Genomic DNA, 23754 nt, shown 5'->3' on the forward strand with positions numbered 1-23754 from the left:
AGTTGTCGAACGAAAAAGTATACCCGATGACACGGGAAGGTAAAGAAAAACTGGAACAAGAGCTTGAACATTTAAAAACGGTTAAGCGTAAAGAAGTAGTGGAGCGCATTAAAATTGCCCGCAGCTTCGGCGACCTGTCAGAGAACTCTGAGTATGACTCAGCAAAAGAAGAGCAGGCGTTTGTAGAAGGCCGGATCGGCACAATTGAAACGATGATCCGCAATGCGAAAATTATTGAAGACAGTTCAATGAATGCAGACGAAGTATCGCTTGGCAGAACGGTTACATTCATTGAACTTCCTGATGGCGAAGAAGAAAGCTATACAATTGTTGGCAGCGCGGAAGCGGATCCATTTGAAGGGAAAATTTCAAATGACTCTCCTATTGCCAAAAGCATGATCGGCAAACGCGTGGGTGACAAAGTGATTGTTCAAACACCTGCTGGTGAAATGAACGTAAAAATCGTTTCCATTGATTAACATAAAAAAGCGCAAAAGGCGCAGGCCTTTTGCGCTTTTTTGTGTAAAAACATTTATCCGTTAAACGAGACATGTTAAAATGAAAGCGGAATGAGGAGGAGAAGCAAATGGAACAATCGTCGCGTGCTCAGCGCAAAACGAAGCGGAGAAAAACAAACCGCATTTTAAATACAGCCATTGCGGTTGTGGTACTGCTTATTGTAATCGTTGGATTTACCATCTTTGCCGGTGGAAATGACGAAGAAACAGCAGCGCCGGAAAAAGCGCAGGAAACAAAGCAGGAACAAACCACTGCCGTATCTGATGAAGAAACAGAAAAAGAACAGGCTGCCGAAACGACAGAGGAACCGGCTGAAACAGACGAGCAGACTAAAGAAGAGAAAGCAGCAGAAAAGACAGAAGAGCAAACTGAAGACAAAACAGAAGATAAAGAAGAAGTAGTGGTTTCAGAAGGCACAGAACCAAATGTGGAACAAGATATCGTCGATCCAAACTGGGAAGGAGTAGGTACGGCTCAATCAGGAGAACATACCTCTTCATTCGAAACGGATTCAACAGACTGGCAGGAAAAGGAACAAGCCTTATCTTATGCAACAGGAATTCCACAAGAAAACATGACCGTTTGGTATATTAGCGGAAATGGACCTCAAGCAGCGATCGGAACTGTTTCTCCCAAGTCAAACCAGGATGAAGCGTACCGCGTGTACATTGAATGGGTAGACGGCGAGGGATGGAAGCCGACAAAAGTACAAAAGCTTGAAGAAAATGATAAAGGCCGCTAAAAACCCGCTTTGCCGGCGGGTTTTTTTGCGGAATTAAAAAAGGAGTGCAGCAGATGAAAGCAGCGATTATTGGTGCAATGGAAGAAGAAGTAACCATTTTACGTGGTGAAATGAAAAACAAAGAAGTGAAAATCATTGGCGGCAGCGAGTTTACAATCGGCGAGCTGCGCGGTGTTGAAACGGTTTTGCTTCGCTCAGGGATCGGTAAAGTAAACGCGGCGATGACAACAGCTGTTTTAATTCATGAATTCAAGCCGGATGTGTTAATTAATACGGGTTCTGCCGGCGGATTATCTCCCGAACTGCAGGTAGGAGATGTAGTCATTTCAACTGAAGTCCGCCACCATGATGTGGACGTAACAGCTTTTGGCTATGAATACGGACAGGTGCCGCAGCTTCCAGCCGCTTTTACAGCTGATGAGAAACTGGTTGATATCGCGTTTCAAGCATCCGAAGAGGATACAGAGCTGAAAACGGTAAAAGGACTGATTGCGACAGGGGATTCGTTTATGAATGATCCGGCACGTGTACAAGCGATTGCCGATATCTTCCCTGGCCTTCAGGCAGTTGAAATGGAAGCGGCCGCCATTGCGCAGGTAGCTCACCAGTTTAGTGTGCCGTTTGTAGTCATCCGGGCACTTTCTGATATTGCAGGAAAAGAATCGAATATTTCGTTTGAACAATTTTTGCCGAAAGCCGGGCTTCACTCCGCTAACCTTGTGATGAAAATCGTCGAGCAGCTTCAAGAGGAGAAATAATCCAATACAAAAAGCATCTTTTATGATAAAGTATTCGTAAGAAACAAGGCGGATGAAAAGGGAGAGATGTCACAAAATGATTATGATGATTATGGGGCTTCTTTTAGCTACAGTGACAGGTGTTATGATCTCTGTTTCAATCGATTGAGGAAAAGTGATTTGAAGGGTGCTCCAGATCTTTTGGAGCCCTTTTTTGTTTTGCTTGAAGACGCTTAAATTCCTGCATCATTTTAGCAAGGGCTCTTTTTTCAATTCGGGAAACATAGCTTCTGGAAATGTTCATTTTGGCCGCAATTTCACGCTGCGTTTCATCTTGATCATTCGTTAAGCCATAGCGGGCAGCGATTACGGACAGTTCTCGTTCATCAAGAACAGAGAGGCACTTTTTCATTTGTTCAATGTCCATTTGAAGGGAGAGGCGGCCTGCGACGTCTTCGTCTTCCGTTTTAAGTAAATCAAGAAGACTGATTTCATTTCCTTCTTTGTCGCGGCCGACTGGATCATAAAGTGATACGTCCTTCTTCGTTTTCTTTAAGGAGCGGAAGTGCATCAGAATCTCATTTTCTATACATCTTGCCGCATAAGTGGCAAGCTTAGTTCCTTTTTTCCCGGAGTAGCTTTCGATGCCTTTGATCAGGCCGATGGTCCCGATAGAAATCAAGTCTTCTGTATCGTGATGGGTTTTCTCGAATTTTTTCACAATATGGGCTACTAAACGGAGATTATGCTCGATCAGCTTGGCACGGGCATTGCGGTCTCCCTGTTCATGAAGCGCCAGGTACTTTCGTTCGTCTTCCGCACTCAGCGGCTGAGGAAACGCATTATGCTTTACATAAGAGACGAAAAAAACCGCTTCCTTCAACAAAAAAGAGAGAGCGGCTGCTAGTTCAATCATGATGATCCCTCCTTTATAGGCATCATATTCGAAGGGGGAGACGGCTATTCCTTTTTGGATCTTTTTTGCGACTGGATTTCCCGCCGCTTCATTTCTTTTTCTATCAAAGCTAGAAAGTCATCATTTAATTTTAGTTTTGTCGCTTTTTTATAAGAAGAAAGAAGTAAGTGATCGGATAATGAGTGCATAGTCTGTCATCTCCAATGTCATTGATTAATTATTTTTTTCAGTTTAACAAAAAAAACCATTAAGAACAATTGTTCTTTTTTCCACAGGATACAGTGGATAAGTGAGGATAACAAGTAGAATAACTAGATTAAACCCTTGAAACAGCTGTGTTAATTTGTGAATAAGGTTATCCACAGAGTAGGATAATGAGAAATATGTCGAAAAGTTTTTGTTCTTAATATTACTTTGTCACATATCGAAAAATCGGCTATGATAGGAGAAGCAAACGAATAGTAGAGGTGTACATTGTGCTGAAATTATTTTTGCCAAATGAGCAGGTAAGAAGTGTACTTGAAATCCAGCCAGAGCGCTTGAAACAAAAAGGAATTAAAGCGATCATAACCGATCTTGATAATACACTCGTTGCCTGGGACAGACCAGATGCAACACCCGAGCTTTTAACTTGGTTTCAAAAAATGCGGGAAGCGGGCATTAAAGTACTGATTGTATCAAACAATAACCAAAAGCGGGTCAGCACGTTTTCAACGCCGCTCGATCTGCCGTTTATTTTTGAAGCGAGAAAGCCGATGGGGCGTGCTTTCAGAAAAGCCATCAAGCTTTTAAGCGTACGAAAAGAAGAAACCGTCGTAATCGGGGACCAGCTGCTGACAGACGTATTTGGCGGGAACCGAAGCGGGATTTATACAATTTTGGTCATTCCCATTGCAGCGACTGATGGATTTTGGACGCGCATTAATCGGAAAATAGAAAGAAGACTCATGACTTTTTTCCAGCGTAAAGGAATGATTCAATGGGAGGAACGAAATCAATGAACGAAGTAATTACGTGTGATGGCTGTGGGGTCGTCATTCAAACAGGAGACCCGGCTGCGCTTGGTTACGCACCGGCTGCTGCACTGGACAAAGAAACCGTTGTCTGCAAACGGTGCTTTCGCTTAAAGCATTATAATGAAGTACAGGACGTAGAACTGACCGACGATGACTTTTTAAAAATCTTGAACACAATCGGTGAGACGGATTCATTAATCGTTAAAATCGTGGATATCTTCGATTTTAATGGAAGCTGGCTTCCGGGCTTGCATCGCTTTGCTGGTAAAAACCCCGTCCTGCTTATTGGGAATAAATCGGATTTGCTGCCGAAATCCGTGAAAAAGGAACGGGTTATCCATTGGATGCGCCACGAAGCAAGCCAGCTTGGGTTAAAACCAATTGAGGTGCTTTTAACAAGTGCTTCAGAAGGAAAAGCGATCCGCGATGCGGCGGATGCCATCGAGCATTATCGGAACGGAAAAGATGTATACGTAGTCGGCTGTACAAATGTCGGGAAGTCTACATTTATTAACCGAATCATTCAGGAAATTACAGGAGAAGGAGATATTATTACGACGTCTCATTTCCCGGGTACGACATTGGATATGATTGAAATTCCGCTTTCTGACGGCCATGCGCTTGTAGACACGCCGGGAATTATCAATCGTCATCAAATGGCGCACTTTGTTGATAAAGAAAACTTAAAGTTTTTACTGCCAAAAAAAGAAATTAAACCAAAAGTCTTTCAGTTGAATGAAGAGCAAACACTATTCTTTGGTGGATTAGCCCGCTTTGACTATCTTTCAGGCGGCCGGCGCTCTTTTATATGCCATCTTTCTAATGAAATCGACATTCACCGTACGAAGCTCGAAAAAGCAGATGCTTTGTACGAAAACCATGCCGGGGAGCTACTGAAGCCAGCGGGGCATGGCGGAGCGCCGCTTGACCTTGTTCGTCAGGAATGGACAATTAAAGAAGCGAAAACAGATATTGTTTTCTCGGGGCTCGGCTGGATTACCGTTAACGAGCCAGGTGCAAAAGTAGCAGCTTACGTACCAAAAGGGGCTGCTGTAACACTGCGCAAGTCGTTAATTTAAAAAGTGGGGGTTGTCGCGTGAAAAAGCTATACGGGGTTATAGGCGATCCAATTGGCCATTCTATGTCGCCTGATATGCATAACGATGCGTTTGGGGCGCTTCATATGGAAGCATACTATCATCCTTTTCATATTAAAAGTGAAGAGCTGAAAACAGCGGTCGCAGGAATGAAGGCCATTGGCCTTTCAGGCTTTAACGTCACTGTACCTCACAAAACAGCTATTATGCCGCTATTAGATGAAATAGATCCGCTTGCTGAAGCGATCGGTGCAGTAAACACAGTCGTGCGAGATGAGAACCGCTTCATTGGGTATAATACAGATGGAGAAGGATTTGTGCGCGGGCTGAATGAGGAATATGGAAGCTCCGTGCTCGATAAAAAGATCATGATTATTGGAGCGGGCGGCGCAGCAAGAGCGATTTACTACACGCTTAGCCAGCAGGGAGCCGAGCGGGTAGACATTGCCAATCGAACACCGGCAAAAGCCGAAGAGCTGAAAAGCCGGTGTCCATATCCCGTTGAAACGGCTCTTTTATCTCTTGAGCAGGCGGAAGAGCAGCTCGGTGATTATGATATTATCATTCAAACAACATCCATTGGCATGTCGCCGAAAGTAAGTGAAACACCTATTCATGTAAAGAATATCCGTCCAGATGCGTTTGTATCGGATATCATTTACAATCCAGCGGAAACGATGATCATGAAAGAAGCTAAAAAGCGGGGCGCACGTGTGCAAAACGGTTTGAAAATGTTTGCTTATCAGGGTGCGCTTGCTTTTGAAAAATGGACAGGCATCCTGCCTGACACGGAACGTATGCAAAAAATAGTACAGAATAAACTTGGAGGAACATCATGCTGACAGGAAAACAAAAACGATTTTTACGAGCAGAGGCTCATCACCTAGACCCAATTTTTCAAGTAGGTAAAGGCGGCGTTAATGAAAACATGACAACGCAAATTGCCGAAGCACTTGAAGTGCGCGAGTTAATCAAGGTGAGTATTTTACAAAATAATGAAGATGATAAACATGAGGTGGCAGAAGCACTGGCCAAGGGGGCAAAAGCAGAGCTTGTTCAGTTGATCGGCCACACAGTGGTATTATATAAAGAATCAAAAGAAAACAAAAAAATCGTTCTGCCGCGATGAAAAAAGTGGGTATTTTAGGCGGAACCTTTAACCCGCCGCATGTTGGCCATTTAATTGCAGCCAATGAGGCCCTGCATGCGCTCGATCTGGATGAAATCCGTTTTATGCCCAATTCACTTCCGCCGCATAAAAAGCTTGCTGGCCATGTGGACGATGAACACCGTCTTCGTATGACAGAGCTTGCCATTGAAGGAAATGACTGCTTTCGGATTGAAACGATTGAAATCCAGCGTGCAGGGGTATCGTATACGATTGATACAATGCGGGAATTGATAAAGCGAGAACCTGAAACATCATTTTATTTTATAATTGGCGCGGACATGATTGAATATTTACCGAAATGGCGTGACATTGATGAATTAAGCCGGCTTGTCACCTTTGTTGGAGTCAAGCGGCCGGGCTATTCAACAGAAACGCCTTACCCGGTGTTATTAATTGATACGCCGGAAATTCATTTGTCATCAACGGTTCTCCGGGAAAAAGCAGCGTCAAACAAAACGCTTCATTATCTTATGCCGGAAACGGTCATTCGGTATATAAAGGAGAACAGCTTATATGGAGCGTAGCAGAGCACTGGAGATTGTTGAAAAACAATTAACGGAAAAGCGGTACACGCATACTCTAGGGGTATCAGAAGCAGCTGTCGAGCTGGCAGACCGCTATGGAGCAGATGTCTACAAAGCGGAACTGGCCGCTATTTTCCACGATTATGCAAAGTTTCGTCCGAAAGAAGAAATGAAGCAGATTTTAATAGACGAGAGAGAAGACGAGCGGCTTCTTGCGTTTCACCACGAGCTTTGGCATGCGCCGGCGGGGGCTGTGCTGGTGCGCAGAGAAGCAGGAATTGAAGACGAAGACATACTCTCTGCTATCCGCTGGCATACAACCGGGAAGCCTGGCATGACCTTGCTTGAAAAAATCATCTATCTGGCAGATTATATTGAGCCAGGCCGGGCATTTCCAGGTGTGGAGGAAGTACGGGCGATTGCAAAGCAGAGTTTGAATGCGGCTGTTTTAGCGGCTGTAAAAAATTCAATTCTCTTTTTAATGAGTAAAAAACAGCCGGTTTTCCCGGTTACGATGGATATGTATAATGATCTTATTCAGAATGGAGACGATGTTTAATTGACAGAGCAACAGCAATTACTGCAAGTAGTAACAAAAGCAGCAGATGATAAGCGGGCAGAAAATATTACAGCCCTTAATATGGAAGGTATTTCACCGGTCGCTGATTACTTCGTGATCTGCCATGGTAATTCAGATAAACAAGTACAGGCAATTGCCCGTGAAGTAAAAGAGAAAGCAGAAGAACTTGGCTTTGATATTCGCCGGATGGAAGGATTTGACGAAGCACGCTGGGTATTGATTGATATCGGCGATGTAGTCGTTCACGTTTTTCATCGTGAGGAGCGGGTTTACTACAACCTTGAACGCCTATGGGGCGACGCGCCGCACGTTGATGTGCTAATGTCATGAGTTATAACCGGTTTGCTTCGGTGTACGATGCGCTTATGCAGGATGCGCCGTACGATGAATGGGAAGCATATTTGCAAAGAGAAGTAAAAGGGGGATCCCTGCTTGATATCGGCTGCGGGACAGGAGAACTGGCCGTTCGTTTTGCCCGAGCCGGATTTCAAGTAACAGGGATTGACCTTTCCGATGATATGCTTGCCATTGCCCGTGAAAAAGCGGAAGCAAATGGAATGAACATCCCGCTTTTTCAGCAGGATATGCGTGAGCTTGATGGGATCGGTCAATTTGACACGGCTGTTATTTTTTGTGACTCGCTTAACTATTTACAGTCAGAAGAAGATGTGAAGCAAACGTTTCAATCTGTGTTCAGCCACTTAAAAGAAGACGGTTTGTTTCTATTCGATGTTCATTCCTCTTTTAAAATGAATCATGTTTTTGTAGAGCAGACGTTTGCGGATGCCGCCGAAGATATTTCATTTATATGGAATGCATTTCCGGGAGAACATCCGCACAGTGTCGAACATGAATTAACATTCTTCATTCAAACAGAGAACGGCGAATATGAACGATTTGATGAATTGCATTATCAACGCACTTTTGAGCCCAAAGTATATGACCAGTGGCTTAAAGAAGCGGGCTTCTATGTTGAAGCGATCACGGCCGATTTCACAAATGATGCCCCAGCACCAGAATCAGAACGGATCTTTTTCAAAGCAAGAAAGAGCAGCTGACCAGCTGCTCTTTTTTTTGTTAAGATTTTGTAAAGAAGAAAGGAAAACGAAAAGGAGCGCCGAATTTAGTCAATAATGCCAAATGCGGCAGATGCCTCTTTTCTGTCTTCTGCAGCTTTTTGCTGTGTCATTCTGCAAAGCGATGCAAACAATTCGCCTGCCTCTGATTCAATAACCGTAAGACCTCTTCCTGTTACGCCACCTTTTGCAGCGGTTCGTTCCGTCAGCATCTCCAATGTCCAATCCTTTTGTTTCAGCAATTCTCCCAGGCCAATCATCATATGGAACGCCAGTGTTTCTGCCTGGCTTTTTGTTAATCCATATGTGACAGCTTCATCTGCATACATGACTGCCATTTTGGAAAAGAAAGCGGGCCCGCATCCAGTTAAATCTGAGGCAGCCCGGATAATGTTATCATCTGTTTCGAGTGCGACGCTGGCAATTTGATTAAGCAGTCCTGTTACTTTTTGCTGCCAGTCGTTTTCGCAGGAATCTCCAAAAGAGTATAAAATACCGCCAGAAGCCACTGTATTGGTGACAGAAGGGATTACTTTTCCGCAGGAGCAGGAAATAATCGATTCCATTTGTTTTGTTGACACCGCGCTTGCCGTAGCCAGCACACAGTGTTCCTGCGTTAAAAAAGGCGCGATCGATTCAAGAAGAGGCTTTAAATCGGGCTGCCGGACGCATACAAAAATCAACTGGGTTTTTTTAACAAGCTCTTTAGTAGTTTGGCACACATGTATCCCGGGAAATAAGGCTTTTAAATGCAAGGCTTTTTCCCGTGTGCGATTGTGCAGGACAATATTTTCCGGCTCAGCAGCAGCAGCAAACATGAGCGCTTCTGTTAAAACGGTGCCAATGCTTCCTGTACCAATTATCCCAATGTTCATGCTTGCATTCACCCTTTCCTATTCATCTAAACACTGTATGCATATTATTTGTAAATATGACCGTAAGTGAAAGGAGAAGAAAAGAAATGAACAAACAAGAAATGCTTAAAAAATACAAAGTTCCAGCAGCTGCAGGAGCTGTTTTAGCTGCCGTCTGGCTGTACGGTTTAACAAAAGAAGAACCGCAAGCTTTGCCGCCGGAGCCTGCGCTTTTAGAAGCACCTAAAAGTGAACCGGCTTCCGAGGAAGCAGAACCGGCGCAAAATCAGCCTAGTGAAGTAGCCATTGATGTGAAAGGAGCCGTTTCAATGCCGGGCATTTACGTGCTGTCAAATGATCAGCGGGTGAATGATGCAATCAATAAAGCGGGCGGACTTACCGAAAAAGCAGATGCGGCTGCCATTAATTTAGCACAAAAAGTACAGGATGAAATGGTTATCTATGTACCGGCAGAGGGAGAAGAAATGCCAGACGTAGAGCAAGCAACTGCATCATCTTCAACTGCAGCTGGCAGTGATGAGGCTGCCGAATCTGCTGTAATCAATATCAATACAGCAGACTCGGCATTATTGCAGGAGCTTCCGGGTGTTGGTGAGTCGAAAGCCCAGGCAATTATTGATTTCAGAGAAACGGAAGGAGCTTTTACAGCAGTAGAGGATTTGAAAAACGTGGCAGGAATTGGTGATAAAATATTTGAAAAGCTGGCTCCTCTCGTGACTATTCAATAAAAGGGTTTGACGGATGGAAGAACCTCTCGATAAACTGAAAGAATAAACCGGCCGCAGACCGGAAGAAACAGAAAAGAGGTTTTGAGAATGGAACGAAAAAGCTGGGATGATTATTTTTTAAATATTGCGGAGGTGGTGGCTACTCGTTCAACCTGCAATCGGCTTCATGTTGGCTGTGTGATTGTAAAAGACAAGCATATTGTGTCTACAGGCTATAACGGTTCTATTCATGGGCATGAACATTGCCAGGACGCAGGCTGCTTATTATCGGATCAAGGCCGTTGTATCCGGTGCCTGCATGCAGAATTAAATGCAGTGCTTCATGCAGAGCGTGATAAGTTAAAAGGGGCATCTGCTTACGTTACCCACGAGCCATGTGAAAACTGTGCAAAAACGCTTGCCCAGGCCGGTGTAGGGCGGATTATCTATCGTAATGCCTATCCAAACAAATGGAACAGCCACTTTTTAAAAGATATTGAGGTCATCCACGTTCCCGCTGAATAAAGGATGGTGATGTATGCCGCTTCTTCAAATGAGCATGGCAGCCCTTGCAGCCATTTTATTCGCAGTGCAGGCGCCATGGCAGGCTGCTTTGCTGGTTGCTGTGATAGGAGGATTATTATGTTGGAATGTGGACAGGCGTACACGCTTTTGGATGATCGGGACATTTATGCTGTTTTTGAGCGTGGTGCCAATTCAGGAAGCGCGCAGCCAGTCTGCTTTTACGGGAAAAGAAACAGAATGGATCGTTTCGTTTACAGATGATATCCAAATCGAAGGGGACAGGTTAAGAGCAGGTGTAGAAGAAACACAATTTCATGAAAGACTCAGCTTGGTATACCGAATGAACTCGAAAGAAGAAAAAGAGCTTTTACAAGAGGGGCTCACTCCAGGATTAACCTGCCGGATTCAAGGGAAAGCGTCTTTTCCAAACGAAGTCAGAAATCCAGGTGAATTCGATTACCGGTCCTATTTAGCCGCGAGCGGAACCTTCTTTGTTCTAACACCTGAACATATTTCTCTCGATCAGTGTGTGTTAAACCAGTCACTTCGCTATGTACCTGCTGCTTGGCGGATGGCCGCCATTAAGCGTATTCAAGAACGTTTTCCAACACCCCTTGCCCATACAGCGGCTGCGCTTCTGGTTGGCGATCGGTCATCCGGTCCCGAAGAAACAGAAGAAGACTACGAGCGGCTTGGCATCGTACATATTCTGTCGATCTCAGGATTGCATGTAACGCTCTTGACAGGACTTCTTTTTTATCTGCTGCTCCGTGCAGGAGTGACACGTGAGCGGGCACGTCTGCTTTTATTAGCAGCGCTGCCTCTTTATGCCTTGTTGGCGGGAGGGTCTCCGCCGGTTGTTCGCTCCTGTTTAATGACAGGTGCAATTTTACTTGCTGCTTTTAACAGCAGAAAATTATCAGCTGCTGGAGCACTTGGAGCTTCTTTTTTAATCATGACTTTTTGGAACCCATTTTTGATCTTTCAAGCTGGTTTTCAGCTTTCCTTCCTCGTTACGTTCGCCCTCGTTTTATCAACCGGCGTAATTTTAAAAAAAGCGCAGCATGCAGTCGAGCTTTCTTTATTTGTTTCGGTTTTATCTCAGCTTGCCGCCCTGCCGGTATTGCTTTTCCATTTCGCAGAACTCTCCGTTATTTCACCGCTGGCCAACCTTCTTTTTGTCCCATTTTATTCATTTTTTATGATGCCGGCAGTTCTTCTTTTGTTTTGCTTGTCTTTTTTGATACCTATTTCTTTTTTCGCTTCATTTGTCAATGAATGTTTGATCAAAATGGATCAATTGGCTGCGCTGCTGGCGAATCTGCCATTTGCGGTTCTTGTAACAGGACAGCCAGGCATGGAAGCAGCTGCTCTTTTGACTGTCACTTCTCTCGCTTCTCTTTTATTGTGGGAATTGAGAAAAAACATGAAACTAAGCCTCGCGATATGCAGTTTTGCTCTGGCTGTTTTTGTCCTGGCCGGCCGCTTCTCCCCAGAAGGGAAAATCACCTTTCTAGATGTTGGGCAGGGAGACAGCATTTTGATTCAATTGCCCCGCAATGAAGGAAACTATTTAATTGATACAGGCGGGCAGGTGCCGTTTGAGCAGGAAGCCTGGAAGGAACGGAATGGCGGGTTTTCAGTAGGGAAAGATACAGTCGTTCCTTTTTTAAAAAGAGAAGGGATCACCAAGCTGGATAAGTTGATTATCACCCACGCAGATTTTGATCACGCCGGTGCAGCCGCAGAAGTGATCCAATCTATTTCGGCAAAAGAAATCATTATTTCACCAGGATCAGGAGGAGAACCGGTCATAGCCGACATGATCAAAACCGGCCTGAAGATACGGGAAGGCGGAGAAGGGGAAAGCTGGAGCACAAAAAGCGCAGTTTTTCAGTTTTTAGCGCCGGATGACCGGGATTATGAAGGAAACAATGACTCGCTTGTGCTTTTTGCCAGAATCGGCGGGAAAACATGGCTGTTCACAGGTGATCTTGAAAAAGAGGGAGAAGCCGAATTGATCGAGAAGTACAGCTTCCATGCAGACTGGTTAAAAGTAGGCCATCATGGCAGCAAAACCTCTTCCTCGCCATCGTTTATTCAAGCCCTTCAGCCACAGTTTGCCGTGGTATCTGCCGGACTTAGGAATCGTTATGGGCATCCGCATAAAGAAGTGACCGATGCGCTGGAAAAAGCAGGAGTCCGCATATACCGTACAGACAAACATGGTGCCATTACGTATACATTTAAAGGAGAGAATGGGAAAATCGAAACTGTACTTCCATCTCCATATAAAACCCCGTCCTATTAAAGGGCGGGGTTTTGGTGCATCAACCGACCAGTTGAATCACCGTGGCAAGAATGAACATGGTAGCAAAGAAACCGAATGAAACGATAAAACCTACAGCGGAGTCTACAGCATCATTACGCTTAGATTGAACATTTTTTTCGAAATCGTTCACAGCCATCCCTCCCATTTTCTTTAAGTATAGACAATGAAAAAGGAAAAATCTATACGAGACAACTTCTTTTCATTTAAAAAGCGGATAAGTTTGTAGATGGAAAAGATGGAGTCTATCTTGCGTATCGGGATGGTTTTTCCTACAATGAAAACAGAAACAGAATGGAGTCGAGTAAATGGATGTATTAAAAGAGTTAAAGAGCGGCCGGTTTCGTTCCGTTTATTTGTTGTACGGGCCGGAGCAGTATTTTATAGAAGAAGCACGACAGCTGCTTTTAAAAGGAGCACTGAATGGGGAAGATACGGACTTAAACGTCACTTCTTTTGATATGACAGAAGTGCCGGTAGAAGCGGCCATTGAAGAAGCGGAAACCCTGCCGTTTCTTGGAGACAGGAAGCTTGTGTTTGTTCAGAACCCGATTTTTTTCACAGCTGAAAAATCAAAAATAGAGCATGATATAAAAAGGCTTGAACAATATCTGCAGGACCCCGCTCCATTTACAATTCTTGTTTTTCAAGGAAGGTTTGAAAAGCTTGATGAACGAAAAAAAATAACAAAGCTCATTAAAAAGCAGGCAGGCGTTTTGGAGGCAAAACGTCCAGCTGAACGGGAGCTGTCCGGCTGGATTAAGGGTAGAGCCGCAGAAGAAGGAGTGGTGATAGAAGATGCAGCCATCCATCAGCTCCTCGCCATTGCCGGATTTAACTTATCTGTCCTGTCGATGGAGATTATGAAGCTTGCTCTTCATGCCGGGCAGGGAAACGAGATTACCGAAGAAAATGTAACAGCACTGACGGCGCGGACGCTCGAAAGTGATATTTTTCGACTGGTAGACCGCATCGTCACAGGGCATTTGTCTGAAGCACTGCGCATTTATTATGATTTAATCCGCCTGAATGAAGAGCCGTTAAAAATTCTTGCCGTTATAGCGGGACAGTTCCGGCTGATCTATCAAGTAAAAGAGCTGTTGAAAAAAGGATACGGTCAGCAGCAAATAGCCGGACAGCTGAAAGTGCATCCGTTTCGTGTAAAAATAGCGGGGGGACAGGCACGGGCTTTTTCGGAAGCACAGCTTGCCACAGTGATACAAATGCTTGCAGAAAGCGATTATGAGATGAAAAGTAGTGCTATGGATAAAAAAATGATTATGGAGTTATTTTTCTTCCGGCTGCAGACAATGATGCAGACAAAATAAAAAAAGTGTCCAATTTGGACACTTTTTTTATTAGTTAGCCAACTTTTTCATAAGACGGCTTTTTTGACGGTTCGCAGCGTTTTTGTGGATAAGGCCTTTTGCTGCAGCTTTATCTAGTTTGCTAACTGCTTGTACAAGCAATTCTTTTGCGTTTTCGTCATTATTAGCAGCTGCTGTTTCGAACTTTTTCACCGCGCTGCGCATAGCTGATTTCGCTTGCGTGTTGCGTGCTGAACGAATTTGAGCAGTTTTTGTGCGTTTGATGGCAGATTTAATATTTGGCATTTACTGTCACCTCCTAAAATGGATCGAACTTTTATTCGTACCCGATTATCAATCATTATTGAATTAAACAACAAGAAGTATTTTAGCAAAGGAATAAAAGAAATGCAATAGAAATCCGGTGTAAAGGAATAAACTTTTACACACAGGGGCAAACTGTGAAAAAAATGGAGGGTGAATTGAATGGAAAAATGGTCTCCACGCACAGATTTAGCCTTGGAATCTGCTTTAATTGCCGAGCAGCAAACAGGAAGTAAAGTCCCTGGAATTGAAATGAAGGAAGAAGAAAAAGAAGGCACGAAGGTAACAACGGTCGAAATTACAAAGGAAGCTGAGCAGATAACCGGAAGAAAAGCTGGTCATTATGTTACCGTTGAATCGGCGGACTTGCGCCACTCCGATTCTGCCCGCCACGCTGCCATCAGCCGGGTTGTAGCAGAAGAAATTCGTTTATTTATAAAGGGAGCGGGTATTAAGCAAGACGCCTCTTGTTTGATTGCCGGTCTTGGAAATGAACTCGTTACGCCCGATTCTCTTGGGCCGCGTGTAACGGACCGTCTTATCGTGACCAATCATTTATTCAAGCTGCACCCTGAACACGTTCAGCCCGGCTATCGCCCGGTCAGCGCCATTTCTCCCGGTGTTATGGGAATGACGGGAATTGAAACAGGAGATATTCTGCTTGGTTTAATTGAGCGGGAGAAGCCGGATTTTTTAATTGTCATTGACGCGCTTGCTGCTCGTTCGATTGAAAGACTGAATGCAACGATTCAAATGACGGATACGGGTATTCAGCCGGGAGCCGGGATCGGGAACCGCCGAAAAGAAATCAGTCGTGAAACAGCAGGTATCCCGGTGATCGCCATTGGCATTCCGACTGTGATTGACGCTGCTACCGTCACGCGTGACGCAGTAGAAATGGTCATGGAAAATCTGCAGGAAAAAAGCGGACGCGGAGATGAAGAATGGAAGCGGTCGTTTTTAGGAAATATCGGTCTGCTGGATGAAAACGAAAAACATCAATTAATTCATGAAGTGCTGACCCCGGCAGGTTTAAATATGATTGTAACACCAAAAGAAGCGGACATGTTTATTCAAGGAGCGGCAGCGGTCGTTTCCAGTGCATTAAATGAATCTCTTCATGACCGTCCACCGGAAGAAACACGATCTTTTTTTGCAGGCTGATTCATGGTCTGCTTTTTTTATTTGCTGCATAAGGTAAAGGGATAAGAGCTGAAAAGGGGATGGCGACAATCCTTTTGCACAAAAAAAAGCATATACCATACTGGCTTGTTCCCGTATACGCCTGCCTAGTGGTCATGCCGTTTTGGATGGCGGGGTTTTTAACGGTCATGCCGTTTTCGTACCATTTTACCTCCCAATCTATGAGCCGGGCGGCAGCAGAAATTCCGGCCGCTTCTTTTTATCAGCTTCTGCGTTTAGAAAATCATGCTTTCCAGTCAAATGAAAAAGTGGGACAAGGTACAATCGGGTGGGTGGACGCTGCTTTTCAATCGGCTGCCGGAATTAGTTTGCGCGATCCGCGGACCTTTCTGGGAAAAGAACTTCCGGGCTTTTCTATTTATGACAGCCAAATTTTAATTGCCGGGGAAGGAACGGATTATACGAATTTACCGGTTGAATCCAAAAAGCCGGATGATCTTCCAGTGCCGAAAGAATCAGAACCGGATGAGCCAAAAGAAAATACGCCTCCAGCCGGGGAAGAAAAAGTGCTTCTTTACTTTACGCATACGTCCGAATCATTCACTCCTAAAAATGGACAAGCCCCAATGAACATTACAGAAGTGGGAACAATGATTGGAAAAAGTTTGGAGGAAGAGGGAATCGGGGTATCTGTTAACAAAACGGATATAGGGGCACTGTTAAAGAAAAAAGGGAAAAAATACAGTGCTTCCTATGAAGAATCACGGACTGTCGTTGCGGCTGTTCAAAAAGAAGAGCCGTCGTTGTCTTATTTAATTGATATTCATCGCGATTCACAGGGCAAATCGATTACAACAGCCCGCGTAAACGGGCAGGATATGGCAAAAACCGTATTTGTCGTTGGCGGAGAGCATCCAGGGTATGAAGAAAATGCCCGTTTTGCTTCATCACTTCATAAACTTTTCGAACAGTATTACCCCGGTCTTTCGCGCGGTGTAATCGTAAAGTCGGGCAGCCAGACAAATGGGAAATTCAACCAGGATCTTTCAAACCGGGCGATTTTGATCGAAATGGGAGGTGTTGATAACACTCGTGAAGAATTGGAAAGAAGTGCGGCTGCCGTCGCTGATATTTTGGCTCGTTTTATTAAAGCGGAACAAAATGAATAGCCCGTTCGTTTAATGTTCGTTGTCAATTGCATAACGCGCTGATATAATCACAATAGTATCTATGTGCCGATAAACAGGAGTGAACATTGAAATGAACAACAACGAACGACTAGAACGGCAGGAGCGCATTCGAAATTTCTCGATCATTGCCCACATTGACCATGGGAAATCAACGCTTGCTGACCGTATTTTAGAAAAAACAAAAGCGTTAACAGCGCGTGAAATGAAAAGCCAGCTTCTTGATTCAATGGATCTTGAACGGGAACGCGGTATTACGATTAAACTAAATGCAGTACAGCTGAACTATACGGCTAAAGACGGACAGGACTATATCTTTCATTTGATTGATACGCCGGGACACGTCGATTTTACGTACGAAGTATCAAGAAGTCTTGCAGCCTGCGAAGGCGCCATCCTTGTGGTGGATGCGGCGCAGGGAATTGAAGCACAAACGCTCGCTAACGTTTATTTAGCCCTGGACAATGACCTTGAAATTTTGCCGGTTATTAATAAAATTGACCTTCCGGCTGCAGAACCAGAGCGTGTGCGCCAGGAAGTAGAAGATGTGATCGGTCTGGATGCCTCAGAAGCGGTTCTAGCGTCAGCGAAAGCCGGCATTGGTATCGAGGAAATTTTAGAACAGGTGGTTGAAAAAGTGCCGGCGCCAACCGGGGATCCGGAAGCACCGCTTAAAGCCCTTATTTTTGACTCTCTTTACGATGCATACCGCGGGGTTATTGCTTATATCCGGGTTGTAGATGGCACGGTGAAGGTCGGCGACAAAATTAAAATGATGGCGACCGGAAAAGAGTTTGAAGTAACTGAAATCGGTGTTTTTACCCCAAAAACGACACAGCGAAAAGAGCTGACGGTTGGAGATGTTGGCTACCTTGCTGCCGCTATTAAAAATGTCGGAGATACGCAGGTCGGGGATACAATCACATCGGCGAAAAACAGTGCGACAGAACCGCTTGCCGGCTATCGAAAACTGAATCCAATGGTGTATTGCGGTCTTTACCCGATCGATTCGTCAAAATACAATGACTTGCGTGAAGCGCTTGAAAAGCTTGAGTTGAATGACTCCGCTCTTCAATATGAGCCGGAAACATCCCAGGCACTCGGCTTTGGTTTCCGCTGCGGCTTCCTTGGCCTGCTTCATATGGAGATTATTCAGGAACGGATTGAACGCGAGTTTAAAATTGACTTGATTACAACAGCACCAAGCGTTATTTACCAGGTAACGATGACAGATGGTGAAGAGGTTCGGATCGATAATCCATCTGATATGCCGGATCCACAAAAAATTGCCCACGTTGAAGAACCGTATGTAAAAGCATCGATCATCGTACCGAATGACTATGTCGGAGCAGTGATGGAGCTTGCACAGGGCAAACGCGGCATTTTTATTGATATGCAGTATCTTGATACAAACCGCGTCAGCGTTGTTTATGAAATGCCGCTGTCTGAAATTGTGTATGACTTCTTTGACCAGCTGAAGTCGAGTACGAAAGGCTATGCCTCATTCGACTACGAACTCATTGGCTACAAACAATCCAAGCTGGTGAAAATGGATATTCTTCTCAACACAGAAACGGTCGATGCACTCAGCTTTATTGTTCACCGTGACTTTGCGTATGACCGCGGCAAGATTATCGTTGAAAAGCTGAAAGAACTCATTCCGCGCCAGCAGTTTGAGGTGCCTATACAGGCGGCGATCGGCAACAAAATTGTGGCCCGGTCCACCATCAAAGCGATGCGTAAAAACGTTCTGGCCAAGTGTTACGGCGGGGACATTTCCCGGAAACGAAAACTGCTTGAGAAGCAGAAGGAAGGGAAAAAGCGCATGAAGCAGGTTGGATCGGTTGAAGTCCCGCAGGAAGCGTTTATGGCTGTCTTAAAAATGGATGATCCACAAAAATAACAAGAAGGTGCCTGGATTACGGGTATCTCAGAGCGTAGACACAGGAAGAAAGCAGGCTGATTGAAAACGTCTGCCTTTCCAGGAACGAAGCCGTTTGGGAAGCGGAGTGACCTTTTCGGGTCATGAGCATTCACGCACGGCAAGTGACGCCGAAAGCGGGCGTTTGTCAGCAGCCTGAGGTGCCCTTATGATGGGCACCTTCCTTTATGTATAGAAGGGCGTGAACAAAATGACAAAAGCAGCTTATCTTCATATTCCGTTTTGCCATCATATTTGTCATTATTGTGATTTTAATAAAGTATTTATGAAAAACCAGCCAGTGGAAGAGTATTTGAATGCACTTGATAAAGAAATGGCGATGGCCAGCGTCAAGCAGGGACTGCAGTCGATTTTTGTAGGGGGCGGAACACCGACCTCCCTAAATGAGGCACAGCTTCTTCAGCTGGTCGAGTCAATCCAACAGCGGCTTCCTCTGCAGCCGGGTGCCGAGTATACATTCGAAGCCAATCCGGGCGACTTAACACCTGAAAAACTGCGCATTTTAAAAGAAGGCGGCGTAAACCGGCTGAGCATTGGGGTTCAGTCCTTTAATGACGCTCATTTAAAACGGATCGGGCGCACGCATACGAAAGAAGATGTTCTGCGCACGGTCCGGGATGCTGAACGGGCAGGCTTTGATCATTTAAGCATTGATTTAATTTATGGACTGCCGGAGCAGACGGTTGAGGATGCAGTGGATACAGTAAAGCAGGCACTGGCACTTGGCCTTCCGCATTACTCCGCTTATTCACTTATCATCGAACCGAAAACGGTTTTTTATAATTTAATGGCCAAAGGCCGCCTCCCGCTTCCAAAGGAAGAAGCGGAAGCGGATATGTACGAAGCCGTCATGAGAGAAATGGAAGCGCACGGGCTTCATCAATATGAAATCAGCAATTTTGCTCGTCCGGGATTTGAAAGTATTCATAACATTACGTATTGGAACAATGAAGAATATTATGGATTCGGTGCCGGTGCGCACGGGTATGTAGATGGAGAGCGATACGCAAATTTTGGCCCGCTTAAAAAATACATGCAGCCCATTGAGCGTAATGAACAGCCGCGTATGTCTTCCCAAAGAGTAACGAAGCCGGAACAAATGGAAGAAGAAATGTTTCTCGGATTGCGAAAAATGGAGGGTGTGTCTATCGCAGCGTTCGAGAAACAATACGGAGAAAGCCCGGTCCGGCTGTTTCAAAAAGCTATCCAGGAAATGACGAGCCGTGGACTGCTTGAGGTGGAAGAAGGGTTTATCCGCCTTACCCACCGTGGAAAGTTTCTCGGAAATGAAGTGTTTCAATCTTTTTTAATTGGCGCACAAATGTGAGCGTACTCGTTGACAGACAAAAAGGATTTTGATAATTTAAATGTAGATTTAGCACTCGAATACAAAGAGTGCTAACAGAGGTGATATACGTGCTGACAGACCGCCAACTTTTCATCTTGCAGATTATCATTGACGATTTTATTCGTTCGGCGCAGCCAGTCGGTTCACGCAATCTTGCCAAGAAAGAGGAAATTTCCTTTAGTCCGGCCACTATTCGTAATGAAATGGCGGATTTGGAGGAAATGGGGTTTTTGGAAAAAACGCATACCTCATCCGGCCGTGTTCCGTCGGAAAAAGGGTACCGGTATTACGTAGATCACTTACTGTCACCGGGATCCTTGCGGCGCAGCGAACGGACAGCGATTCATTCTATTTTTGCCGACAGGCAGGAAGGGCTTGAAAAAGCCGTTCAAAATGCAGCGACGATTTTGTCAGAATTGACAAATTATACATCGATCGTTCTTGGGCCGAAATTTAACGACCACCGGGTTAAACGCCTGCAAATTATTCCCATTGATACCGAGTCTGCTGTTGCCATCATCGTAACTGACACGGGACATGTGGAAAATAGAATTTTCTCTCTGCCGGAAGGAATAGAGCCGTCAGATATTGAAAAAATGGTCAATATTTTAAATGATCGGCTGACCGGTGTGCCATTGGCAGAGCTTCGCCGAAAAATTTACAAAGAAACAGCGGAATTAATGAGACGGCATCTTCACAATTACGAAGCTGTACTGCATATGTTTGCGGAAGCTTCCGGCGGCCCGCCAATCGGCAAGCTGTTTATCGGGGGCAAAACAAATATTTTCAATCAGCCGGAATTTCGTGATGTGGAAAAAGTCCGCCTAGTGATGGACATGATGGAGAAAGAACAAGATGTGTATGAGTTAATCCGTCCGACAGAAACCGGTGTACAGGTGAGAATCGGAACGGAAAACGCGGAGCAGGCAATGGAGGACTGCAGTTTAATTACGGCGTCTTATTCCGTTGGGGATGAGCCGGTTGGCACCATTGCCATTCTTGGTCCGAAACGGATGGAGTATTCGCGTGTGATTACACTTGTGGATTTTTTAAGTCATGACATGACAAAGGTGCTGACGCGCCTTTACAATACGCGAACATAAATTGATGATAAATGTTGGAGGTGACATCAGTGGCAGAAGAACAAAAGCCATTGACGGAAGAAAAACCAGCCGATGAGGCGGTTTCTTCTACAGAAGAGCAAGGTACGGTTGAAGTAGAAGTGGATCAAACAATCATTGAAGAGGTAGAAGAAGAATCAAAGGAAGAGCAGTTTCAAAAACAGCTTGATGAAGCAGAGGAACGTTATCTGCGGTTGCGGGCAGATTTCGATAATTTCCGTCGCCGGGCAAACCTGGACCGGGAAGCACAGGAAAAATACCGCGCGCAAAAGCTTGTAACGGAGCTGCTGCCAGTGCTTGATAATTTCGAGCGGGCGCTGCAGATCACTCCAGAACATGAAGAAACAAAATCTGTTCTTCAAGGAATGGAAATGGTTTATAAAACATTTGTTACAGCGCTTGAGAGCGAAGGTGTTAAGCCAATCGAAACAGTCGGAAAGCCATTTGATCCGAATGTACATCAAGCAGTCATGACAGACAGCGATGAATCAGCAGAACCAAATTCAGTTTTAGCTGAGCTGCAAAAAGGCTATACATTAAAAGATCGGGTTATTCGCCCGTCGATGGTAAAAGTAAATCAATAAATTTATTTTGATAAGCAATGATTTCAGGAGGGAACTTTAAAAATGAGTAAAATTATCGGTATTGACCTTGGAACAACGAACTCTTGCGTAGCAGTCCTTGAAGGCGGCGAAGCAAAAGTAATCCCAAATCCAGAAGGCAATCGTACAACACCATCTGTTGTAGCGTTTAAAAATGACGAGCGCCAGGTAGGGGAAGTGGCAAAACGCCAGGCGATTACAAACCCGAATACCATTATTTCGATTAAGCGCCATATGGGTACAACCCATAAAGAAACGATTGATGGAAAAGAGTATTCACCACAAGAGATTTCCGCAATGATTTTACAACATTTAAAAGCTTATGCAGAAGACTACCTTGGTGAAAAAGTAGATAAAGCCGTTATTACGGTACCGGCTTACTTCAATGATGCTGAACGCCAGGCTACAAAAGATGCCGGTAAAATTGCTGGTCTTGAAGTAGAGCGTATTATCAATGAGCCGACAGCTGCTGCGCTTGCATACGGCATGGATAAAACAGACCAGGACCAAACGATTCTTGTATACGACCTTGGCGGCGGTACATTTGACGTTTCGATCCTTGAGCTGGGCGACGGTGTATTTGAAGTACTTTCAACTGCCGGCGACAACCGTCTGGGCGGCGACGACTTTGATGAAGTCATCATTGACTATCTTGTAAATGAATTCAAGAAAGAAAACGGCATTGATTTGTCAAAAGACAAAATGGCAATGCAGCGTTTAAAAGATGCTGCTGAAAAAGCGAAAAAAGATTTGTCTGGTGTTACATCTACACAAATCTCTCTTCCATTTATCACAGCAGGCGAAGCTGGGCCGCTTCACCTTGAAACAACACTTACACGTGCAAAATTTGATGAGCTGTCATCAAACCTTGTAGAGCGTACGATGGGCCCTGTTCGTCAGGCACTTCAAGATGCAGGCAAAACAAATGCGGATATTGATAAAGTAATCCTTGTCGGTGGTTCAACTCGTATTCCAGCTGTACAGGAAGCAATCAAAAAGCAAACAGGCAAAGAGCCGCATAAAGGCGTTAACCCGGACGAAGTAGTTGCAATGGGTGCAGCGATCCAGGGCGGCGTACTTACAGGTGACGTAAAAGACGTTGTTCTTCTTGACGTTACACCGCTTTCGCTTGGTATTGAAACAATGGGCGGCGTCTTTACAAAGCTGATCGATCGCAACACAACAATCCCAACATCAAAATCACAAGTATTCTCGACGGCAGCAGATAACCAGCCGGCTGTTGACATTCATGTACTTCAAGGTGAGCGTCCAATGTCAGCTGACAACAAAACGCTTGGCCGCTTCCAGTTAACAGACATTCCACCGGCACCGCGCGGTGTACCGCAAATTGAAGTAACATTTGATATCGATAAAAACGGTATTGTAAATGTAAAAGCAAAAGATCTTGGCACACAAAAAGAACAGGCGATTACGATTCAATCTTCATCCGGTCTTTCTGATGAAGAAATCGAACGCATGGTAAAAGAAGCGGAAGAAAACGCGGATGCTGACAAACAGCGTAAAGAAGAAGTAGAACTTCGCAACGAAGCAGACCAGCTTGTGTTTACAACAGAAAAAACGGTAAAAGAGCTTGAAGGCAAAGTGGACGAAGCAGAACTTCAAAAAGCAACGGAAGCAAAAGATGCGCTGAAAGAAGCTATTGAAAAAGGCGATCTTGAAGAAATCCGTACAAAACGCGATGCATTAAATGAAATTGTCCAGGCATTGTCTATGAAGCTGTATGAAGAAGCAGCAAAAGCGGCTCAAGCACAGCAAGGGGCTGAAGGCGCCGCAAAAGATGACGGTGTCGTAGATGCCGAATTTGAAGAAGTAGACGATTCAAAAGATAAAAACTAAGCGAAGTCACACGAAAAAGTCAAAGTCAGCGGTTTTCCGGCTTTGGCTTTTTTCGTGAAGCAATTTAATTTACCAATGAAGAGCAGATGTATGTTAAAATAGCGGTTAT

Annotated in this window: 27 protein-coding genes; 22 read left to right on the forward strand and 5 right to left on the reverse strand. The window is 44.8% G+C overall.

Annotated features, from left to right (window positions below; all coding sequences use genetic code 11):
- Positions 1 to 2: 2 nt before the first annotated feature.
- The 3 genes from greA to mtnN all read left to right on the forward strand — a co-directional run bounded on the left by greA (position 3) and on the right by mtnN (position 2019).
- A complete protein-coding gene (gene greA, locus RRU94_RS14075; RefSeq protein ID WP_315695003.1) occupies positions 3 to 479 on the forward strand; it encodes a transcription elongation factor GreA in 477 nt (158 codons plus the stop codon).
- 107 nt (positions 480 to 586) lie between these two features.
- Positions 587 to 1261 (forward strand): YrrS family protein, encoded by a 675-nt coding sequence (locus RRU94_RS14080; protein ID WP_315695005.1) that lies wholly within the window; start codon positions 587 to 589, stop codon positions 1259 to 1261.
- A gap of 53 nt (positions 1262 to 1314) precedes the next feature.
- Positions 1315 to 2019 carry a 5'-methylthioadenosine/S-adenosylhomocysteine nucleosidase gene (gene mtnN / locus RRU94_RS14085; RefSeq protein ID WP_309089756.1) on the forward strand — a complete coding sequence of 235 codons (705 nt, stop codon included), beginning with the start codon at positions 1315 to 1317 and terminating at the stop codon, positions 2017 to 2019.
- Between the two features lie 136 nt (positions 2020 to 2155).
- Here the strand turns inward: mtnN and sigK are convergent, their stop codons facing one another.
- Both sigK and sda read right to left on the reverse strand, forming a co-directional pair.
- The gene (gene sigK, locus RRU94_RS14090) at positions 2156 to 2914 is read right to left on the reverse strand and encodes an RNA polymerase sporulation sigma factor SigK (protein ID WP_251271092.1); all 759 of its coding nucleotides are present in this window, start codon (positions 2912 to 2914) and stop codon (positions 2156 to 2158) included.
- A gap of 44 nt (positions 2915 to 2958) precedes the next feature.
- Positions 2959 to 3102, reverse strand: coding sequence for a sporulation histidine kinase inhibitor Sda (gene sda / locus RRU94_RS14095; RefSeq protein ID WP_315695009.1), 144 nt, complete (start codon positions 3100 to 3102; stop codon positions 2959 to 2961).
- Between the two features lie 288 nt (positions 3103 to 3390).
- On the opposite strand from sda, the gene RRU94_RS14100 reads away from it, so the two are divergent.
- Genes RRU94_RS14100 through RRU94_RS14135 form a run of 8 tightly spaced genes read left to right on the forward strand, consistent with a single transcriptional unit; the run spans position 3391 to position 8360 of the window.
- Complete coding sequence (locus RRU94_RS14100) at positions 3391 to 3915, forward strand: YqeG family HAD IIIA-type phosphatase (RefSeq protein ID WP_315695011.1); 525 nt, start codon at positions 3391 to 3393, stop codon at positions 3913 to 3915.
- A complete protein-coding gene (yqeH, locus tag RRU94_RS14105) occupies positions 3912 to 5009 on the forward strand; it encodes a ribosome biogenesis GTPase YqeH (protein ID WP_315695013.1) in 1098 nt (365 codons plus the stop codon). The genes RRU94_RS14100 and yqeH overlap by 4 nt, the downstream gene beginning before the upstream one ends.
- A 17-nt stretch (positions 5010 to 5026) precedes the next feature.
- Positions 5027 to 5869: a shikimate dehydrogenase gene (gene aroE, locus RRU94_RS14110; RefSeq protein WP_315695017.1), complete on the forward strand. Its 843-nt coding sequence runs from the start codon at positions 5027 to 5029 to the stop codon at positions 5867 to 5869.
- Positions 5863 to 6156: a ribosome assembly RNA-binding protein YhbY gene (yhbY, locus tag RRU94_RS14115; protein WP_242233394.1), complete on the forward strand. Its 294-nt coding sequence runs from the start codon at positions 5863 to 5865 to the stop codon at positions 6154 to 6156. The genes aroE and yhbY overlap by 7 nt, the downstream gene beginning before the upstream one ends.
- Positions 6153 to 6722, forward strand: a complete 570-nt coding sequence (locus RRU94_RS14120) for a nicotinate-nucleotide adenylyltransferase (protein ID WP_315695025.1) — start codon at positions 6153 to 6155, stop codon at positions 6720 to 6722. The genes yhbY and RRU94_RS14120 overlap by 4 nt, the downstream gene beginning before the upstream one ends.
- Positions 6712 to 7281, forward strand: coding sequence for a bis(5'-nucleosyl)-tetraphosphatase (symmetrical) YqeK (gene yqeK / locus RRU94_RS14125; RefSeq protein WP_315695027.1), 570 nt, complete (start codon positions 6712 to 6714; stop codon positions 7279 to 7281). Before RRU94_RS14120 ends, yqeK begins: the two co-directional genes overlap by 11 nt.
- A complete protein-coding gene (rsfS, locus tag RRU94_RS14130) occupies positions 7282 to 7632 on the forward strand; it encodes a ribosome silencing factor (RefSeq protein WP_315695029.1) in 351 nt (116 codons plus the stop codon).
- Complete coding sequence (locus tag RRU94_RS14135) at positions 7629 to 8360, forward strand: class I SAM-dependent DNA methyltransferase (RefSeq protein WP_315695032.1); 732 nt, start codon at positions 7629 to 7631, stop codon at positions 8358 to 8360. The genes rsfS and RRU94_RS14135 overlap by 4 nt, the downstream gene beginning before the upstream one ends.
- A 65-nt stretch (positions 8361 to 8425) precedes the next feature.
- Here RRU94_RS14135 and comER read toward each other — a convergent pair whose 3' ends face one another.
- Positions 8426 to 9253, reverse strand: coding sequence for a late competence protein ComER (gene comER, locus RRU94_RS14140; protein ID WP_315695034.1), 828 nt, complete (start codon positions 9251 to 9253; stop codon positions 8426 to 8428).
- An 86-nt stretch (positions 9254 to 9339) separates the two neighbouring features.
- Here comER and RRU94_RS14145 point away from each other — a divergent pair, with 86 nt between their 5' ends.
- The 3 genes from RRU94_RS14145 (at position 9340) to RRU94_RS14155 (ending at position 12796) form a co-directional block, all read left to right on the forward strand.
- Positions 9340 to 9981: a helix-hairpin-helix domain-containing protein gene (locus tag RRU94_RS14145; RefSeq protein WP_315695036.1), complete on the forward strand. Its 642-nt coding sequence runs from the start codon at positions 9340 to 9342 to the stop codon at positions 9979 to 9981.
- An 87-nt stretch (positions 9982 to 10068) separates the two neighbouring features.
- Positions 10069 to 10485: a deoxycytidylate deaminase gene (locus tag RRU94_RS14150; RefSeq protein ID WP_251271082.1), complete on the forward strand. Its 417-nt coding sequence runs from the start codon at positions 10069 to 10071 to the stop codon at positions 10483 to 10485.
- A 13-nt stretch (positions 10486 to 10498) separates the two neighbouring features.
- Positions 10499 to 12796: a DNA internalization-related competence protein ComEC/Rec2 gene (locus RRU94_RS14155; protein ID WP_315695039.1), complete on the forward strand. Its 2298-nt coding sequence runs from the start codon at positions 10499 to 10501 to the stop codon at positions 12794 to 12796.
- 19 nt (positions 12797 to 12815) lie between these two features.
- Here RRU94_RS14155 and RRU94_RS14160 read toward each other — a convergent pair whose 3' ends face one another.
- The gene (locus RRU94_RS14160; RefSeq protein WP_242233403.1) at positions 12816 to 12947 is read right to left on the reverse strand and encodes a YqzM family protein; all 132 of its coding nucleotides are present in this window, start codon (positions 12945 to 12947) and stop codon (positions 12816 to 12818) included.
- Between the two features lie 175 nt (positions 12948 to 13122).
- Between RRU94_RS14160 and holA the strand changes: the two genes are divergently transcribed.
- On the forward strand, positions 13123 to 14142 hold the full coding sequence (holA, locus tag RRU94_RS14165; protein ID WP_315695042.1) for a DNA polymerase III subunit delta: 1020 nt from the start codon (positions 13123 to 13125) through the stop codon (positions 14140 to 14142).
- A gap of 30 nt (positions 14143 to 14172) precedes the next feature.
- Here the strand turns inward: holA and rpsT are convergent, their stop codons facing one another.
- Positions 14173 to 14427, reverse strand: coding sequence for a 30S ribosomal protein S20 (gene rpsT / locus RRU94_RS14170; RefSeq protein WP_045851032.1), 255 nt, complete (start codon positions 14425 to 14427; stop codon positions 14173 to 14175).
- 180 nt (positions 14428 to 14607) lie between these two features.
- Between rpsT and gpr the strand changes: the two genes are divergently transcribed.
- The 7 genes from gpr to dnaK all read left to right on the forward strand — a co-directional run bounded on the left by gpr (position 14608) and on the right by dnaK (position 23645).
- Complete coding sequence (gene gpr, locus RRU94_RS14175) at positions 14608 to 15609, forward strand: GPR endopeptidase (protein ID WP_242233405.1); 1002 nt, start codon at positions 14608 to 14610, stop codon at positions 15607 to 15609.
- 59 nt (positions 15610 to 15668) lie between these two features.
- Complete coding sequence (spoIIP, locus tag RRU94_RS14180) at positions 15669 to 16757, forward strand: stage II sporulation protein P (protein ID WP_315695049.1); 1089 nt, start codon at positions 15669 to 15671, stop codon at positions 16755 to 16757.
- Between the two features lie 91 nt (positions 16758 to 16848).
- Positions 16849 to 18678: a translation elongation factor 4 gene (gene lepA / locus RRU94_RS14185; RefSeq protein ID WP_315695051.1), complete on the forward strand. Its 1830-nt coding sequence runs from the start codon at positions 16849 to 16851 to the stop codon at positions 18676 to 18678.
- A 229-nt stretch (positions 18679 to 18907) separates the two neighbouring features.
- Complete coding sequence (gene hemW / locus RRU94_RS14190) at positions 18908 to 20044, forward strand: radical SAM family heme chaperone HemW (RefSeq protein WP_315695053.1); 1137 nt, start codon at positions 18908 to 18910, stop codon at positions 20042 to 20044.
- Between the two features lie 89 nt (positions 20045 to 20133).
- Positions 20134 to 21168: a heat-inducible transcriptional repressor HrcA gene (gene hrcA / locus RRU94_RS14195; RefSeq protein WP_315695055.1), complete on the forward strand. Its 1035-nt coding sequence runs from the start codon at positions 20134 to 20136 to the stop codon at positions 21166 to 21168.
- An 11-nt stretch (positions 21169 to 21179) separates the two neighbouring features.
- A complete protein-coding gene (gene grpE / locus RRU94_RS14200; RefSeq protein WP_410493024.1) occupies positions 21180 to 21770 on the forward strand; it encodes a nucleotide exchange factor GrpE in 591 nt (196 codons plus the stop codon).
- Positions 21771 to 21812: 42 nt separating this feature from the next.
- Positions 21813 to 23645, forward strand: coding sequence for a molecular chaperone DnaK (dnaK, locus tag RRU94_RS14205; protein ID WP_251271074.1), 1833 nt, complete (start codon positions 21813 to 21815; stop codon positions 23643 to 23645).
- Positions 23646 to 23754 lie beyond the last annotated feature (109 nt).

The sequence above is a fragment of the Domibacillus sp. DTU_2020_1001157_1_SI_ALB_TIR_016 genome (genome assembly GCF_032341995.1).
GTDB lineage: Bacteria > Bacillota > Bacilli > Bacillales > Domibacillaceae > Domibacillus > Domibacillus indicus_A.

What these genes read in the sequence shown, in the direction of transcription:
- grpE (WP_410493024.1), top strand. Translation starts at nt 21,180, where the DNA reads ATGTTGGAGGTGACATCAGTGGCAGAAGAACAAAAGCCATTGACGGAA.
- RRU94_RS14080 (WP_315695005.1), top strand. Translation starts at nt 587, where the DNA reads ATGGAACAATCGTCGCGTGCTCAGCGCAAAACGAAGCGGAGAAAAACA.
- RRU94_RS14135 (WP_315695032.1), top strand. Translation starts at nt 7,629, where the DNA reads ATGAGTTATAACCGGTTTGCTTCGGTGTACGATGCGCTTATGCAGGAT.
- yhbY (WP_242233394.1), top strand. Translation starts at nt 5,863, where the DNA reads ATGCTGACAGGAAAACAAAAACGATTTTTACGAGCAGAGGCTCATCAC.
- yqeH (WP_315695013.1), top strand. Translation starts at nt 3,912, where the DNA reads ATGAACGAAGTAATTACGTGTGATGGCTGTGGGGTCGTCATTCAAACA.
- rpsT (WP_045851032.1), bottom strand. Translation starts at nt 14,427, where the DNA reads ATGCCAAATATTAAATCTGCCATCAAACGCACAAAAACTGCTCAAATT.
- mtnN (WP_309089756.1), top strand. Translation starts at nt 1,315, where the DNA reads ATGAAAGCAGCGATTATTGGTGCAATGGAAGAAGAAGTAACCATTTTA.
- RRU94_RS14120 (WP_315695025.1), top strand. Translation starts at nt 6,153, where the DNA reads ATGAAAAAAGTGGGTATTTTAGGCGGAACCTTTAACCCGCCGCATGTT.
- RRU94_RS14155 (WP_315695039.1), top strand. Translation starts at nt 10,499, where the DNA reads ATGCCGCTTCTTCAAATGAGCATGGCAGCCCTTGCAGCCATTTTATTC.
- hemW (WP_315695053.1), top strand. Translation starts at nt 18,908, where the DNA reads ATGACAAAAGCAGCTTATCTTCATATTCCGTTTTGCCATCATATTTGT.
- RRU94_RS14145 (WP_315695036.1), top strand. Translation starts at nt 9,340, where the DNA reads ATGAACAAACAAGAAATGCTTAAAAAATACAAAGTTCCAGCAGCTGCA.
- lepA (WP_315695051.1), top strand. Translation starts at nt 16,849, where the DNA reads ATGAACAACAACGAACGACTAGAACGGCAGGAGCGCATTCGAAATTTC.
- sda (WP_315695009.1), bottom strand. Translation starts at nt 3,102, where the DNA reads ATGCACTCATTATCCGATCACTTACTTCTTTCTTCTTATAAAAAAGCG.
- spoIIP (WP_315695049.1), top strand. Translation starts at nt 15,669, where the DNA reads ATGGCGACAATCCTTTTGCACAAAAAAAAGCATATACCATACTGGCTT.
- gpr (WP_242233405.1), top strand. Translation starts at nt 14,608, where the DNA reads ATGGAAAAATGGTCTCCACGCACAGATTTAGCCTTGGAATCTGCTTTA.
- holA (WP_315695042.1), top strand. Translation starts at nt 13,123, where the DNA reads ATGGATGTATTAAAAGAGTTAAAGAGCGGCCGGTTTCGTTCCGTTTAT.
- yqeK (WP_315695027.1), top strand. Translation starts at nt 6,712, where the DNA reads ATGGAGCGTAGCAGAGCACTGGAGATTGTTGAAAAACAATTAACGGAA.
- dnaK (WP_251271074.1), top strand. Translation starts at nt 21,813, where the DNA reads ATGAGTAAAATTATCGGTATTGACCTTGGAACAACGAACTCTTGCGTA.
- comER (WP_315695034.1), bottom strand. Translation starts at nt 9,253, where the DNA reads ATGAACATTGGGATAATTGGTACAGGAAGCATTGGCACCGTTTTAACA.
- RRU94_RS14150 (WP_251271082.1), top strand. Translation starts at nt 10,069, where the DNA reads ATGGAACGAAAAAGCTGGGATGATTATTTTTTAAATATTGCGGAGGTG.
- sigK (WP_251271092.1), bottom strand. Translation starts at nt 2,914, where the DNA reads ATGATTGAACTAGCAGCCGCTCTCTCTTTTTTGTTGAAGGAAGCGGTT.